Source organism: Xanthomonas sontii, from assembly GCF_040529055.1.
In the GTDB taxonomy this organism is placed as follows: Bacteria; Pseudomonadota; Gammaproteobacteria; order Xanthomonadales; family Xanthomonadaceae; genus Xanthomonas_A; species Xanthomonas_A sontii.
Window position 1 is genome coordinate 2,403,804 of the sequence record NZ_CP132342.1, and the last position, 14,180, is coordinate 2,417,983.

Consider the following 14,180-nt stretch of genomic DNA (forward strand, 5'->3'; position numbering starts at 1 on the left):
GGCCAGCTGTAGCGCCAGCAGGCGCCAGGAGGCGTGTGGAAACCGCAAGCGCATGCCCATGCCGGATCGGCCGACGTCTCTGTCGTTAGCGGCAACGCCGCGCGGATCTTGATGCGCGCGGCAGCGAGGACGCTGGTGATCACCTGGGCCAGCGTCCATCGGGCTGGCTCAGCACTCGATGACGTTCACCGCCAGCCCGCCGCGGCTGGTTTCCTTGTACTTGTCCTGCATGTCGCGGCCGGTGTCGCGCATGGTGCGGATCACCTTGTCCAGCGACACCTTGTGCTTGCCGTCGCCGCGCATCGCCATGCGGCTGGCGTTGATCGCCTTGACCGCGCCCATCGCGTTGCGCTCGATGCACGGGATCTGCACCAGGCCGCCGATCGGGTCGCAGGTCAGGCCGAGGTTGTGTTCCATGCCGATCTCGGCGGCGTTCTCGATCTGCCCCGGCTTGCCGCCGAGCGCGGCGACCAGGCCGCCGGCGGCCATCGAGCAGGCCACGCCGACCTCGCCCTGGCAGCCGACCTCTGCGCCGGAGATGGAGGCGTTTTCCTTGTACAGGATGCCGATCGCCGCGGCGGTGAGCAGGAAGTCGAACACGCGCTGTTCGTCGGCGCCGGGGCAGAACCGGTCGAAGTAGTGCAGCACCGCTGGAATGATGCCCGCCGCGCCGTTGGTGGGCGCGGTGACCACGCGGCCGCCGGCCGCGTTCTCTTCGTTGACCGCCAGCGCGTACAGGTTGACCCAGTCCAGCGTGGTCAGCGGATCGCGCATCGCCGCTTCCGGCTTGGACGACAGCTCGCGGTACAGCGCCGGCGCGCGCCGCGACACGTGCAGGCCGCCGGGCAGGGTGCCTTCCTCGCGGATGCCGCGGGTCACGCAGGCCTGCATCGCGCCCCAGATCTCGCGCAGGCCGGCGCGGATCTCGTCCTCGCTGCGCCAGCACTTCTCGTTCTCGAACATCAGCGCGGCGATGCTCAGGCCGCTGCGCGCGGCCTGCGCCAGCAGCTCGTCGCCGCTCTTGAACGGGTAGGGCAGCGGCGTCTCGTCGGCGACGATGCGGTCGTCGGCGGCGTCGTCCTGGTTGACCACGAACCCGCCGCCGACCGAGTAGTAGTCGCGCGTGGCGATGACTTCGTCGTTGGCGGCGTAGGCGGTGAAGCGCATGCCGTTGGTGTGGTACGGCAGCTTCTGTCGCTTGTTCATCGCCAGGTCGCGCTTCTCGTCGAAGGCGATCTCGTGCCGGCCGAGCAGGTTGATGCGTTTGCTGCTGCGGATCCGCTCCAGCGCACCGGGAATGATGTCCGGATCGATCAGGTTCGGGCGCTGGCCTTCCAGGCCCAGCAGCACCGCCTTGTCGGTGCCATGGCCGCGCCCGGTCAGGGCCAGCGAGCCGAACACTTCGGCACGCAGGCGCACCACGTCCTGCAGGCGGCCCTGGTCGAACAGCCAGCGGTGCACGAAGCGCTCGGCGGCGCGCATCGGCCCCACCGTGTGCGAGGAACTCGGCCCGATGCCGATCTTGAACAGGTCGAAGGTGCTGACAGCCATGCGCGTGCCGAAAGGGTGGGCGAAAGACCGTCTATTCTATGCTTCCGGCGCGCGGCCCAGGTCCGCAGCGCAGCATAGGACGCGAGCATGTCCCTGATCCTGTACCAGCGCGACGACTGCCATCTGTGCGACCAGGCCCTGCAGGTGCTGGCGCAGGCGCGCGTGGCCGAGCCGGACAGCGTGTTCATCGACGACGACGCGACGCTGGAGGCGCGCTACGGCGTGCGCGTGCCGGTGCTGCGCGCCGCCGACGGGCGCGAACTGGACTGGCCGTTCGATGTTGCCGGCGTGCGCGCCTGGCTGGCGGCGTCGGCCGAATGCGCGTGAGCCGCGCATAAAAAAAGCGGCGGACCCGACGAGGAAATCCGCCGCTCAGCGGCCGCGCGCCCGCGGCCTGTGGCGAATCACTTCGCCTTGAACACCACCTTGGTGCTGATCGCGGTTTCGTTGGGAATGGTCTTGGTGTCGGCCCAGTCGCCGCCGCCCACGCCGAAGTCCAGACGCTTGACCGTGGCCTTGCCGGCCAGCACCGGCTGCGCGCCCGGGGTCCAGGTGAAGGTCAGGGTCACCGGTTTGGACACGCCGCGCAGCTCCAGGGTGCCGTCGGCGGCGAACTGGTTGTTGCCCAGCGCGCGGAACTTGTCGGCGCGGTAGTGCGCGGTGGCGAACTTGGCCACGTCGAAGAAATCCGCGCCCTGCAGGGTGGAGTCGCGGTCGTTGTTGCCGCTCTTGGCGCCGGCCAGGGGGATGGTGACGTCGAGCTTGGCGCCGGCCAGGTTGGCCGGGTCGAAGCTGAGCTTGGTGTCGAAGCCGGAGAACTGGCCGGTGAACACTTCGCCGTCGTACTTGCTGGCGAACACCAGGGTGGAACCGGGGGCCTGCACATAGTCCGCGGCCTGCACCGCGGGTGCAGCGGCGAGCAGGGCCACCAGGCTGGCGGCAACGGCGGCGGGGGACGCGAAACGGGTGGACATCGAAACAGCTCCTCAGGACTTGGGGGTGAGCCAGCCGCGCGGCAACATCCGCGCCAGGGTGGCATCGCGTTGGAACAGGTGGTGGTAGAAGGCCGCGCCGGCATGCGCCAGGACCACCGCGATCAGCAGCCAGAAGCCCCATTCGTGCACCGTGTGCGAGAGGTCGCGCAGGTGCTCGTTCGGGGCGCTGAGCTTGGGCACCGCGACCAGGCCGAACCAGCGGAACGGGCGCAGGCCGCTGGCGGAGTCGTACAGCCAGCCGGACAGGGGGATGGCGAAGATCATCACGTACAGCAGTGCGTGGGTGGCGTCGGCGATGCGTTCCTGCCAACCGGGGGTGCCCGGCACCGGCTTCGGCGCGCCGGCGTACAGGCGCCAGCCGAGCCGCACGATCACCAGCGCCAGCACGGTCAGGCCCAGCGACTTGTGCGCGGTGTAGACCCAGAAATACTTGGGCGTCTTCGGCAGTTCGCCCATGGTCAGGCCGACCACGCCGAGCAGCAGGATCAGGGCGGCGATCAGCCAGTGCAGGGTCTGGCTGACGCTGCCCCAGCGGTCGGGCGTGTTGCGGGCGCTCATGGCGTGCCGTCCTGCGCCGCTGGCGTGGTGGGGGTGTCGGTGGGAGCGGCAGGCGGGGTGCCCGGCGCCGGATCCGGTTCGGCCTTGGCGCCGCCCTCGCGGGTGGCCTCGGCCTCGATGCGCAGTTCCACCGTGCCGCCGATCACCGACGGCCAGGAACTGATGCCGAAGTCGGCGCGCTGCAGCGTGGTGGTGGCGGAGAAGCCGGCGGTGCGACGGAACGGCGGCAGCGGATGACGCTTCACTGCGTTCAGGGTCACGTCCAGGGTCACCTCGCGGGTGACGCCGTGCAGCGTCAGCTGCCCGATCACCTTGGCGTGCTGCGCGTCGATCGGCTCGACGCGGGTGGAGACGAACTGCGCTTCCGGGTAGTGCTCGCCATCGAGCAGGTTGTGCGCCAGCGCGGCGCGGTTCCACTTCTCGTCGCCCAGGTCCAGCCGCTGCAACGGCACCCGCGCCTGCAGCCGTGCGCTGCGCCAGTCGTCCGGGTCGAACACCAGGGTGCCGGTGCTGCCGGACACGGTGCCCAGCGCCTTGGAGAATCCGGCGTGCTCGATCGCGAACAGCACCCGGGTATGCACCGGGTCCAGCGCGTACTGCGCCGGCGCGGCCAGGGCGGCGCCCGGCAAGGCCAGCAGGAGGGCCACGAGAGAGGGTCTGAACATGGAGCGGGGCCGCGCTGGGAGGTCGCCGGATTCTAGTCACAGTCCGGGCCGGCTGCGTACCTGCGGCGCGTAACGGTTCGTTGCGCGCGGTGGCAGGTGTGATTTTTCCGCGGCCGCGGGGTATAAGAACGCTGCCGCGGCGAGCGGCATACGGAGCGGGCGCGCCGCGCGTCCGGCCCCGGCAGTGCGCCGGTGTTCATCCGCCGACGTCCTTTGCCGGAGCCGATGTCCATGCCCATCCCGCATCCCCCACGCCGGTGGCGCTGCTGGGGGCTGGCCTGCCTGTTGGCGCTGGCCGCCGTGTGCGCCGATGCCAGTGCCGCGGTGCCGGAACTGCCGCGCTTCCGGGTGTTCTCCGGCGAGCAGGGGCTGCCGTCCAGCGATATCTCCGGGTTGCAGCTGGACCGCGACGGCTATCTGTGGATCGCCAGCGGCGATGGCCTGGCCCGCTACGATGGGCGCGAGTTCCGGGTCTGGCGCCACGATCCGGCCGATCCCGCGTCGTTGCGCTGCAACTACGTGCAGGACATGCACATCGACGCGCGCGACCGCATCTGGGTGGCCTGCGAGGGCGGCGGCCTGAGCATGCTTGGCGCGGACCGGCGCGGCTTCCGCCACTTCAACATGGCCACGCAGCCGGCGATGCGCAGCGACGACGTGTTCGCCATCGCCAGCCGCGGCGACGCGGTGTACTTCGGCACCTACCGCGGCGGCCTGTACCGGCTGGGCGGCGACGGCCGCGTGCAGCGCATCCGCGCCGGCGATCCGGCGGTGGACGCGCTGCTCGACAGCGCCGTGCTGACCCTGGCCTTCGACGATGCCGGGGTGCTGTGGGTGGGCACCTTCAAGGGCCTGGTGCGCTACGACGGCCGCCACGCCAGCGCCTACCGCATCGACGACGGCATGCCGCAGGAGGAGCAGGTGATCATGTCGATCACCCGGCTCAGCGATGGCCTGTGGTTCAGCGGCAACACCGGCCTGTTCCGGCGCGACCGTGCCGGGCGCTGGTTGCGTGCGGACTGGATCGGCGCGCTGCATCGCGCGGCCAACGCGATCGCCGAGGACGGCGCCGGCGGCTACTGGCTCGGCAACGGCGAAGGCCTGTGGCACAAGCCGGCCGACGGGCCGGCGCGGCGGGTGGACACCGGCGGCGCGGCGGTGTCCGGCGCCAGCGTGGTGGAGACCGTGCTGCGCGACCGCGAGGGCGGCCTGTGGGTGCCGCTGCCGACGCGCGGCCTGGGCTACCTGCGTCCGGACTGGCGCCGCCTGGCAGTGCTGGGCACCGCGCAGGGCCTGCCCGCCGACCAGTACGTCGGCCTGGCGCCGGCCCGCGCCGGCGGTGTGTGGCTGCTCGGCTCCGGCGCCAGCGTGTTCCGCCTCGACACCACCAGCGGTGCGCTGAGCGCGCCGCATTGGGCCAACGGCGCGCCGAGCGGGCGCTTGCTGTCGGTGCTGGACGACCCGCGCGGGGCGTTGTGGATGGGGGGCAGCAGCACGCTGCTGCGCGGCCCGCTGGACGGGGGCACCCTGCAGCGCTGGACCCGCGCCGCCGGCGAGGCCGATCCGATTCCGGACGGCACGCTGGCCTGGCTGCAACTGGACGCACGCCAGCGGCTGTGGATCGCCGCGCCGGGCTACGGCGTGCAGGTGCGCGATGGCGACGGCCACGTGCTGCAGAACCTCCCCGGCGGCCAGCACGGCCTGGCCGGCACCGACATCGCGGCGTTCGCGATGGCGCCGGACGGCACGCCGTGGGTCGCCGCCGAACAGTTCCAGCACTGGGACGGCGCGGCCGGGCAGTTCCGCACGCCGCCGGAGCTGGCCGGCGAGAAGGTGCAGTCGTTCGCCTTCGCCGACGCGCGCACGCTGTGGGTGCACCGGCTGTCCGGGCTGGAACTGTGGCGGCGCACCGGCGCGCACTGGCAGCGCAGCCAGCGCTACGCGGTGGCCGACGGGCTGCCGGCCACCGAGTCCAGCGCGCTGGTCGCCGATTCGCAGGGGCGCGCCTGGCTGGGCATGCGCCGTGGCCTGTTCCGGGTCGATCCGCGGCGCACGCCGGCGGTGCGCGCGTTCGGCACCCGCGACGGGCTCGGCAGCCAGGAACTGGTGCGGCGCGGCCTGCTGATGACCGCCGACGGCGTGCTGGTGGCGGCCGCCGCGGACGGCAGCGTGGCGCTGCTGGACACGCAGCAGCCGGATCCGGTGCCGGTGCCGCTGGCGCTGAGCATGGAGAGCGTGCAGGTGCGGCGCGGCCCACAGCTGCTGACGCTGCCGACGCGCGGCGACTTCACCCTGCGCTCGGACGACCGCGACCTGCGCGTGGCGGTGCGGCTGCTGTCCTACATCGATCCGGAACACATCGTCTACCGGTTCCGCCTGCAGGGCTACGACCGCGACTGGGTCAGCACCGGCGCCAGCGGCGAACGCACCCTGCCGCAGCTGCCCGATGGCGCGCAGGTGCTGGAGATCCAGGCGCGCACCCGCAACGGCGCCTGGTCGCCGACGCTGCGCCTGCCGTTCCGGGTGCAGCCGCCGTGGTGGCGCAGCGTCTGGGGCATCGTCGGGCTGCTCGCCGCGGCCGGCCTGCTGCTGCTGATGTCGCTGCGCGCCTACCGGCGCCGCCTGGGTCGCCAGCACGCCTGGGAACTGGCCCTGCACAAGCAGGAACTGGCCGAGCAGGCCTCGCTGGCCAAGACCCGCTTCCTGGCCACGCTCGGCCACGAGGTGCGCACGCCGCTGACCGGGGTGCTGGGCATGAGCGAACTGCTGCTGGCCACGCCGCTGGATCCGAAGCAGCGCGGGTATACCGAGTCGATCCGCCGCGCCGGCACCCACCTGCTGCACCTGGTCAACGACGCGCTGGACCTGGCGCGGATCGAGGCCGGGCGCCTGCGCCTGGAGTCGCAGCCGTTCGCGCTGCAGGCGCTGATCGCCGAAGTGGTCAACCTGATGGCGCCGCTGGCGCAGGCGCGCGGGCTGCGCTTCGATCTGCACGACGGCATGCCCGGCGCGACCACGGTGGAAGGCGATGCGCTGCGGGTGCGGCAGATCCTGCTGAACCTGCTCGGCAACGCGATCAAGTTCACCAGCAGTGGCTCGGTGGCGCTGAAGGTGGCGCCGGGGCAGGACGGCCAGGGGTTGTGCATCGAGGTGGCCGATACCGGCCCGGGCATCGGCAGCGAGCAGCAGGCGCGGCTGTTCCAGCGCTTCGAACAGGGCGATGGCCCGCGCACCGCGGTGCGCCAGGGCGGCAGCGGCCTGGGCCTGGCGATCAGCCAGGAACTGGCGATGGCGATGGGCGGGCGCATCCAGGTCGAGAGCCGGCTGGGGCACGGCGCGCGTTTCCGCGTGGGCCTGCCGCTGCGCTGGCGTCCGGCGCAGGAACCGGCGGCGGTCCCGGTGCCGGCACCGCGCGCGCGCACCGCGCTGCGCATCCTGCTGGTCGAGGACGAACCGACCGTGGCCCAGGTGATGGTCGAACTGCTGCGCGGCCGCGGCCATCAGGTGACCTGGGCCGCGCACGGCCTGGAGGCGCTGACCGAAGCCAGCCAGGACAGCTTCGACATCGGCCTGCTCGACCTGGACCTGCCGGCGCTCGACGGCCTGGCGCTGGCGCGGCAGTTGCGTGCGCTGGGCCATGGCTTCCCGCTGCTGGCGGTGACCGCGCGCTCCGACGGCGAGGCCGAGGCCGCCGCGCGCGCTGCCGGATTCGCCGGGTTCGTGCGCAAGCCGGTCACCGGGCAGATGCTGGAAGGGGCCATCGACGCGGTGCTGGACGGGGCGCCGCCGCCGCTCTGAGTCGATGCGGGACGCGGTTGCCAGCGCCGGCGCTTATCGCCGACGATGGCGGCGGTGGCGCGGGACGGATGCCCGTCGGGGAGACAGAGGCGATGCGGTCGAGACGGATCTTGGGATGGCTGCTGCTGGCGTGGTCCGCGGTCGCCGGCGCGGCAGTGCCGCCGACGCCGCAGCCGCGCCAACTGACCGTGGCCGACGGCTTGCCGTCCAACAGCATCAATGGCTTCGCCGAGGACAAGCTCGGCTACCTGTGGCTGGCCAGCAGCGACGGCCTGGCGCGCTTCGACGGACGCGGCTACCGCATCTGGCGGATCGAGGACGGCCTGCACCACAACAAGATCTGGTCGGTGCACGTCGATGCGCAGAACCGGGTCTGGTTCGGGACCGACGGCGCCGGCCTGGGCATGCTCTCGGCCGATCGCCGGCAGTTCCGCTACTACGATCGCAGCACCTATCCGCAGATCGGCTCCACCACCGTGTGGTCCATCGCGTCCACGCCGGACGGCAGCGTCTGGTTCGGGACCTCCGCCGGCGGCCTGCACCAGTTGCAGCCGGACGGCCGCCTGCGTCGCTTCATGCCGATCCCCGGCGACGCGCGCAGCCTGCCTTCGGCCAGCGTCGCCCATCTGGCGACCACGCCGGACGGCACCCTGTGGGTGGGCACCCGCGGCGGCCTGGCGCGCTGGACCGGCCACGATTTCCAACGCGTCGCCGCCGACGCGCTGCCGCGGCCGGACGTGCAGGGGCTGACGCCCGAACGCGACGATACGCTGTGGGTTTCCACCCTGGGCGGGATGCGCCTGCTGCGCGCCGACGCCAGCGTGGTGGAGCCGTACTGGCGCAACATGCCCGGCGACAGCGTGCTGGGCATGCTGGTCCACGACCGCCACGGCACGCGCTGGTTCGACACCATGGACGGGCTGGGCCGCGAGAGCGAGTCCGGGGTGATCCGCAACGTGCCGCTGTACAGCAATTCCGCGCACGGACTGGTCAAGCCGAACTGGTCGCTGGCCTTCGAGGATCGCGAGGGCGGCCTGTGGTTCGCCAGCGGCAATGCCGGGCTGTGGCACCTGCCGGCCAACTGGCAGCAGTTCTCGGTGCTGTCCTATCGGGTGGACGACCCGGAGTCGATGGGCAACCCCTACGTGCTGGCCACCGCCGCTTCCCGCGACGGCGGCGTGTGGCTGGCCGGCACGCGTGGCGTGCTGGACAAGCTCGATCCGGCCACCGGCGCCGTGCATCGGCACATGCGCGCGATGTTCGGTCTGGACTGGGCGCGGGCGATCGCCGAAGACCCGCAGGGCCGGCTGTGGGCGGCGGCCGCGGGGGCGGTGCTGCGCTACGATCCGGCCAACGGCGAGGTCCGGCGCTGGGGCAAGGACGCCGGGGCCGATGCGCCGATGATGGACCAGGTGGATCGGATCGTCTTCAGCAGCGACCGCCACGTCTGGATCTTCAGCGACATCACCGGCGTGCAGGTGCGCGACCTCGATGGCCACGTGCTGCGCACCATGGCGCCGGGAAGCGCCGGCCTGCCTGCGGACCTGACCGTGCAGGAGGCCAGCCTCGGGCCGCAGGGCCAGCCCTGGTTGCTGGGGCAGCACGGGCTGCTTGCCTGGAGCCCGGAGCGCGCGCGGTTCGAAGCGGTGCCCGGCGCACCGCAGCGCCCGCTGAGCGCCCTGGCGATCAGCGACGGCAACGTGGTCTGGCTGGCCAGCGTCGGCTGCCTGGAGCGCTATCTGTGGGACGGCAGCCGGCTGAGCCTGCTCGACCGCATCGACGCCGAACAGGAGTTCCCGGCGCTGGCGCCGAACGGCCTGGTGGTCGATGCCAGCGGCGTGGCCTGGCTGAGCAGCGTGCGCGGGCTGATCCGGGTCGATCCGGCGAGCAAGGCGATCCGCTCCTACGGCGTGCACGATGGCCTGCCCAACCAGGAGTTCCAGATCCGCACCCTGGTGCAGGCGCGCAGCGGGCAGATCCTCGGCGGCACCCCGGACGGCGTGGTGCTGTTCGAGCCGTCGCAGGTGGTGCCGTCGCGGCGGCAGCCGCCGCTGGTGATCGAGCGCATCGGCGTGCGCCGCGGCGAGCGCGGGCTGGACCTGCTGCACGCCGACCGCATCGTGCTGCAGGAAGGCGACCGCGATCTGCACGTGGTCGCGCGCCTGCTGTCGTTCTCCGACACCGACGCCAACACCTACCGCTTCCGCCTCAGCGGCTACGACCCGGATTGGGTCGATGTGGGCGCCAGCGGCGAGCGTCTGTTCTCGCGGCTGCCGTCGGGCCACTACACCCTGGAGATGCAGGCGCGTACCGCCGACAAGGTCTGGTCGAACGTGGTCAGCCTGCACTTCCGCGTCTTGCCGCCGTGGTGGCGCAGCCCCTGGGGCATCGCCGGGCTGGCGGTGCTGGCGGTGCTGGCGCTGTGGTTGCTCGCGTACCTGTACCGGCGGCGGCTGCGCCGGCGCGCCGCCTGGCAACTGGCGGTGCACAAGCAGGAGGTGGCCGAGCAGGCCTCGCTGGCCAAGACCCGCTTCCTGGCCACGCTCGGCCACGAGGTGCGCACGCCGATGACCGGGGTGCTGGGCATGAGCGAACTGCTGCTGGCCACGCCGCTGGACACCAGGCAGCGCCGCTACACCGAATCGATCCGCGACGCGGGCTCGCACCTGCTGCGCCTGGTCAACGACGCGCTGGACCTGGCGCGGATCGAGGCCGGGCGCCTGGAACTGGAACAGCAGCCGTTCGACCTGGGCCGGCTGATCGCCGAACTGGAGGCGATGATGGGGCCGATGGCGCGCAGCCGCGGGCTGGTGTTCGCCCTGGACAACGCCATGCCGCCGCAGGTCACCGCGCGCGGCGACGCCACGCGGGTGCGGCAGATCCTGCTGAACCTGCTCAACAACGCCATCAAGTTCACCGAGCACGGCAGCGTGCAGTTGCGGGTGGCGCCGCTGCAGCCGCAGCAGGGCGTGCGTTTCGAGGTCGCCGATACCGGGCCGGGCATCAATGCCGAACAGCAGGCGCGATTGTTCCAGCGCTTCGAGCAGGCCGACGGGCCGCGCACCGCCGCACGCTACGGCGGCAGCGGCCTGGGCCTGGCGATCAGCCAGGAACTGGCGGTGGCGATGGGCGGGCGCATCGAACTGCGCAGCCGCCTCGGCGCCGGCACCCGCTTCGTGGTCGACCTGCCGTTGCCATGGGTGCCCGAGCCGCTGCCGCAGGCGCCACGCGACGCCCGCGCGTCCGCCAGCGCCGCGGCGCCGCGGCGGATCCTGCTGGTCGAAGACGATCCGACCGTGGCCGAAGTGGTCGGCGGCCTGCTGCGCGCACGCGGCCACCACGTCACCCACGCCGCGCACGCGCTGGCCGCGCTGACCGAAGCGGCGGCCAGCGCGTTCGACATCGCCCTGCTCGATCTGGACCTGCCCGGCCTGGACGGCCTGGCGCTGGCGCGGCAGTTGCGCGCCTTCGGCTACGGCATGCCGCTGATCGCGGTCACCGCCCGTGCCGACGCCGACGCCGAGCCGCAGGCGCGTGCCGCCGGTTTCAGCGGGTTCCTGCGCAAGCCGGTGACGGGCGAGATGCTGGCGAAGGCGGTGGAGGCGCCAGACGATGGAGAAGGCAGCAGGAGCGAGGAGGGCAGGTAAGTCACACCCGTCCGGTATCCGCAGCAGGCGTGACCAGCAGAGGGCAGGTGCCTTCCAGGCCGCATGCAGTCGGGACTGAAGTCCCTCCCACATGGAGCAGGTCGCGCATCCCGCTCCTGCGACTCCCCAATCCCGACTCCCCAATCCCCGCTTTTCGGCTACTCCGCCACTTCCTCCACCTGCTTCGGCAGCGGCCGCGTATCCGGCAGCTGCCAGAAGATCAGCGTCGAGGTCAGGGTGATCGCGCCGACGCAGACGAAGGTCGCATGCAGCGCCGCGGTGGCGCCGTGGGTATCGCCGAGGTGGGTGTTGAACGCGGCCAGCAGGCTGCCGGCGGCCGCGGCGCCGAAGCCGGTGGCCAGCATCATCACCATCGACAGCAGGCTGTTGCCGGCGCTGGCCTGGTCGCGGTCCAGGTCGCGCAGGGTCACCGTGTTCATGACGGTGAACTGCAGCGAGTTGACCGCACCGAACAGCGCCAGCTGCAGCAGCCGCCAGCCCAGCGGCTGGCCGGCGTCGAACAGCAGGAAGCTGGCCATCGCGGTGCCGACCAGCACGGTGTTGGTCATCAGCACGCGCCGGTAGCCGAAGCGCTCCACCAGCTTCACCGCCGCGCGCTTGGAGGCCATGCCGGCCAGCGCCACCGGGATCATCATCAGCCCGGCGTTCATCGGGCTCATGCCCAGGCCCACCTGCAACAGCAGCGGGATCAGGAACGGCATGCTGCCGCTGCCCACGCGCGAGAACAGGTTGCCGAGGATGCCGATGCGGAAGCTGGCGACCTTGAACAGGTGCAGCGGGAACAACGGCGCCGCCGCGTTGGCCGCGTGCAACCAGTAGCCGATCAGCGCCGCCAGCCCGGCGATCGCCAGCAGCATCACGAAGGCGTGGCGCAGGCCCAGCTCGGAGATGCCGTCCAGCGCCAGCGACAGCGCGACCATGCCGAAGGCCAGCATCGCGTAGCCGATCAGGTCGAAGCGGGTACGCTGCTCGCCGTAGAAGTCCGGCATGATCTTCAGCGCCGCGGCGAAGCCGATCGCGCCGATCGGCAGGTTGATCAGGAATACCCAGTGCCAGGACGCCACCTGCACCAGCCAGCCGCCCAGGGTCGGGCCAACCAGCGGCCCGATCAGCGCGGGGATGGCGATGAAGCTCATCGCGCTGAGGAACTGCGCGCGCGACACCGAGCGCATCACCGCCAGCCGGCCCACCGGCAGCAGCATCGCGCCGCCGATCCCCTGCAGCACCCGCGCGGCCACCAGATACGGCAGCCGCGGCGCCGCCGCGCACAGCAGCGAGCCGAGGGTGAACAGCACGATCGCGGCCAGGAAGGTGCGGCGGGTGCCGTAGCGGTCGGCGATCCAGCCCGAGGCGGGAATGAACATCGCCACCGCCAGCGCGTAGCTGAACACCACCGACTGCATCTGCAAGGGGCTCTCGCCCAGGCTGCGCGCCATCGCCGGCAACGCGGTGTTGACGATGGTCGCATCCAGCATCTGCATGAAGATGGCCAGCGACACCAGCCACAGCAGCGGACGGAAACTGCGCGCGTTGGGAACGGCGATCGGATCGGAGGAGGGCGCGGACATCGGCACGCAGGGCGACGCGAGGGGGCGATAGGATCGCGCAGATCGCGTCGCCGTGTCGTGCAGTTGCGCGCGTTGCGCGCTTGCGATGCAGCGCGCGCTCAGCGATCAGCGCGGTCGACGCAGGTATGGACGGCGCCCTGCAGGCGCCCGCGTAGGAGCGGCTTCAGCCGCGATGGGCATTCGCAAAATATCCTGTCGCGGCTGAAGCCGCTCCTGCGCGAAAGCGCAAGAGATCGAGCGCACGGTCAGATCGCCGACCGTGCGCGAGACTGGAATCCCGAATCCCGAATCCCGAATCCCGGCGTTCAACCACGCCGACTATGCCGCTGCACCGCCGCCACCAATGCCCCGACATGCTCGGGCTGCATGTCCGGCGACAGCCCATGGCCCAGGTTGAACACGTGGCCGTCCAGCGAGCCGCCGTTGCCGTCGACGTAGCTGCGCAGCACGCGCTGCACTTCGCGGTCGATCGCCTCCGGCGCGCCGTACAGCATCGCCGGGTCGAGGTTGCCCTGCAGGGCGACGCGGCCGCCGGTGCGGCGCGCGGCGTCGGCCAGGTCGATGGTCCAGTCCACGCCCACGCCCTCCGCACCGGAGCCGGCCAGCTCTTCCAGGTAGGGCGCATTGCCCTTGCCGAACAGGATCAGCGGGGTGCGCTCGGCGCCGTCGCCGCGCGCCAGTTCGCGGGCGATGCGCTGCAGGTAGGGCAGGGAGAACTCGCGGTACATCGCCGGGCTCAGCACACCGCCCCAGGTGTCGAACACCTGCAACGCCTGCGCACCGGCCGCGCGCTGCGCCGCCAGGTAGGCGATCACCGCGTCGGTGTTGACCGACAGCAGCGCGTGCAGCGCCGCGGGGTCGTTCAGCGCCAGCGCCTTGATCCGCGCGTAGTTGTCGCTGCCGCCGCCCTCGACCATGTAGCAGGCCAGGGTCCAGGGGCTGCCGGAGAAGCCGATCAGCGGCACGCTGCCGTCCAGTTCGCGGCGGATCACCCGCACCGCGTCCATCACGTAGCGTAGCTCGGTCTCCATGTCCGGCACGCCGAGCCGGGCGATCGCCGCGGCGTCGCGCACCGGGTGGCGGAACTTGGGGCCTTCGCCTTCGACGAAGTACAGCTCCAGGCCCATCGCATCGGGAATGGTGAGGATGTCGGAGAACAGGATCGCCGCGTCCAGCGGGAACCGCGCCAGCGGCTGCAGGGTCACTTCGCAGGCCAGTTCCGGGGTCTTGGCCATGGCCAGGAAGCTGCCGGCGCGGGCGCGGGTGGCGCGGTACTCGGGCAGGTAGCGCCCGGCCTGGCGCATCAGCCACACGGGGGTCTGGTCCACGGGCTCGCGGCGCAGCGCGCGCAGCAGGCGGTCGTTCTTGAGCATGGGG

General features: G+C 71.9%; 9 protein-coding genes. 3 read left to right on the forward strand and 6 right to left on the reverse strand.

Annotated elements, in window-relative coordinates; translation table 11 throughout:
• Positions 1 to 168: 168 nt before the first annotated feature.
• Positions 169 to 1,551 (reverse strand): L-serine ammonia-lyase, encoded by a 1,383-nt coding sequence (locus RAB70_RS10060; protein ID WP_017913648.1) that lies wholly within the window; start codon positions 1,549 to 1,551, stop codon positions 169 to 171.
• A gap of 87 nt (positions 1,552 to 1,638) precedes the next feature.
• On the opposite strand from RAB70_RS10060, the gene RAB70_RS10065 reads away from it, so the two are divergent.
• Positions 1,639 to 1,878, forward strand: coding sequence for a glutaredoxin family protein (locus tag RAB70_RS10065; RefSeq protein WP_148827672.1), 240 nt, complete (start codon positions 1,639 to 1,641; stop codon positions 1,876 to 1,878).
• Positions 1,879 to 1,955: 77 nt separating this feature from the next.
• Here the strand turns inward: RAB70_RS10065 and RAB70_RS10070 are convergent, their stop codons facing one another.
• Genes RAB70_RS10070 through RAB70_RS10080 form a run of 3 tightly spaced genes read right to left on the reverse strand, consistent with a single transcriptional unit; the run spans position 1,956 to position 3,769 of the window.
• Positions 1,956 to 2,525 (reverse strand): YceI family protein, encoded by a 570-nt coding sequence (locus tag RAB70_RS10070; RefSeq protein WP_148827673.1) that lies wholly within the window; start codon positions 2,523 to 2,525, stop codon positions 1,956 to 1,958.
• Between the two features lie 12 nt (positions 2,526 to 2,537).
• On the reverse strand, positions 2,538 to 3,104 hold the full coding sequence (locus RAB70_RS10075) for a cytochrome b (RefSeq protein ID WP_017907780.1): 567 nt from the start codon (positions 3,102 to 3,104) through the stop codon (positions 2,538 to 2,540).
• On the reverse strand, positions 3,101 to 3,769 hold the full coding sequence (locus RAB70_RS10080; RefSeq protein ID WP_148827674.1) for a YceI family protein: 669 nt from the start codon (positions 3,767 to 3,769) through the stop codon (positions 3,101 to 3,103). The genes RAB70_RS10075 and RAB70_RS10080 overlap by 4 nt, the downstream gene beginning before the upstream one ends.
• A 231-nt stretch (positions 3,770 to 4,000) precedes the next feature.
• Between RAB70_RS10080 and RAB70_RS10085 the strand changes: the two genes are divergently transcribed.
• Together RAB70_RS10085 and RAB70_RS10090 are read left to right on the forward strand one after the other, a co-directional pair.
• Positions 4,001 to 7,567, forward strand: a complete 3,567-nt coding sequence (locus RAB70_RS10085) for an ATP-binding protein (protein WP_148827675.1) — start codon at positions 4,001 to 4,003, stop codon at positions 7,565 to 7,567.
• A gap of 68 nt (positions 7,568 to 7,635) precedes the next feature.
• Positions 7,636 to 11,214, forward strand: coding sequence for an ATP-binding protein (locus RAB70_RS10090; protein WP_148827676.1), 3,579 nt, complete (start codon positions 7,636 to 7,638; stop codon positions 11,212 to 11,214).
• A 158-nt stretch (positions 11,215 to 11,372) separates the two neighbouring features.
• Here RAB70_RS10090 and mdtD read toward each other — a convergent pair whose 3' ends face one another.
• Both mdtD and hemE read right to left on the reverse strand, forming a co-directional pair.
• A complete protein-coding gene (gene mdtD, locus RAB70_RS10095) occupies positions 11,373 to 12,803 on the reverse strand; it encodes a multidrug transporter subunit MdtD (RefSeq protein WP_017911167.1) in 1,431 nt (476 codons plus the stop codon).
• Between the two features lie 305 nt (positions 12,804 to 13,108).
• Positions 13,109 to 14,176 (reverse strand): uroporphyrinogen decarboxylase, encoded by a 1,068-nt coding sequence (gene hemE, locus RAB70_RS10100; protein ID WP_148827677.1) that lies wholly within the window; start codon positions 14,174 to 14,176, stop codon positions 13,109 to 13,111.
• Positions 14,177 to 14,180: the final 4 nt, after the last annotated feature.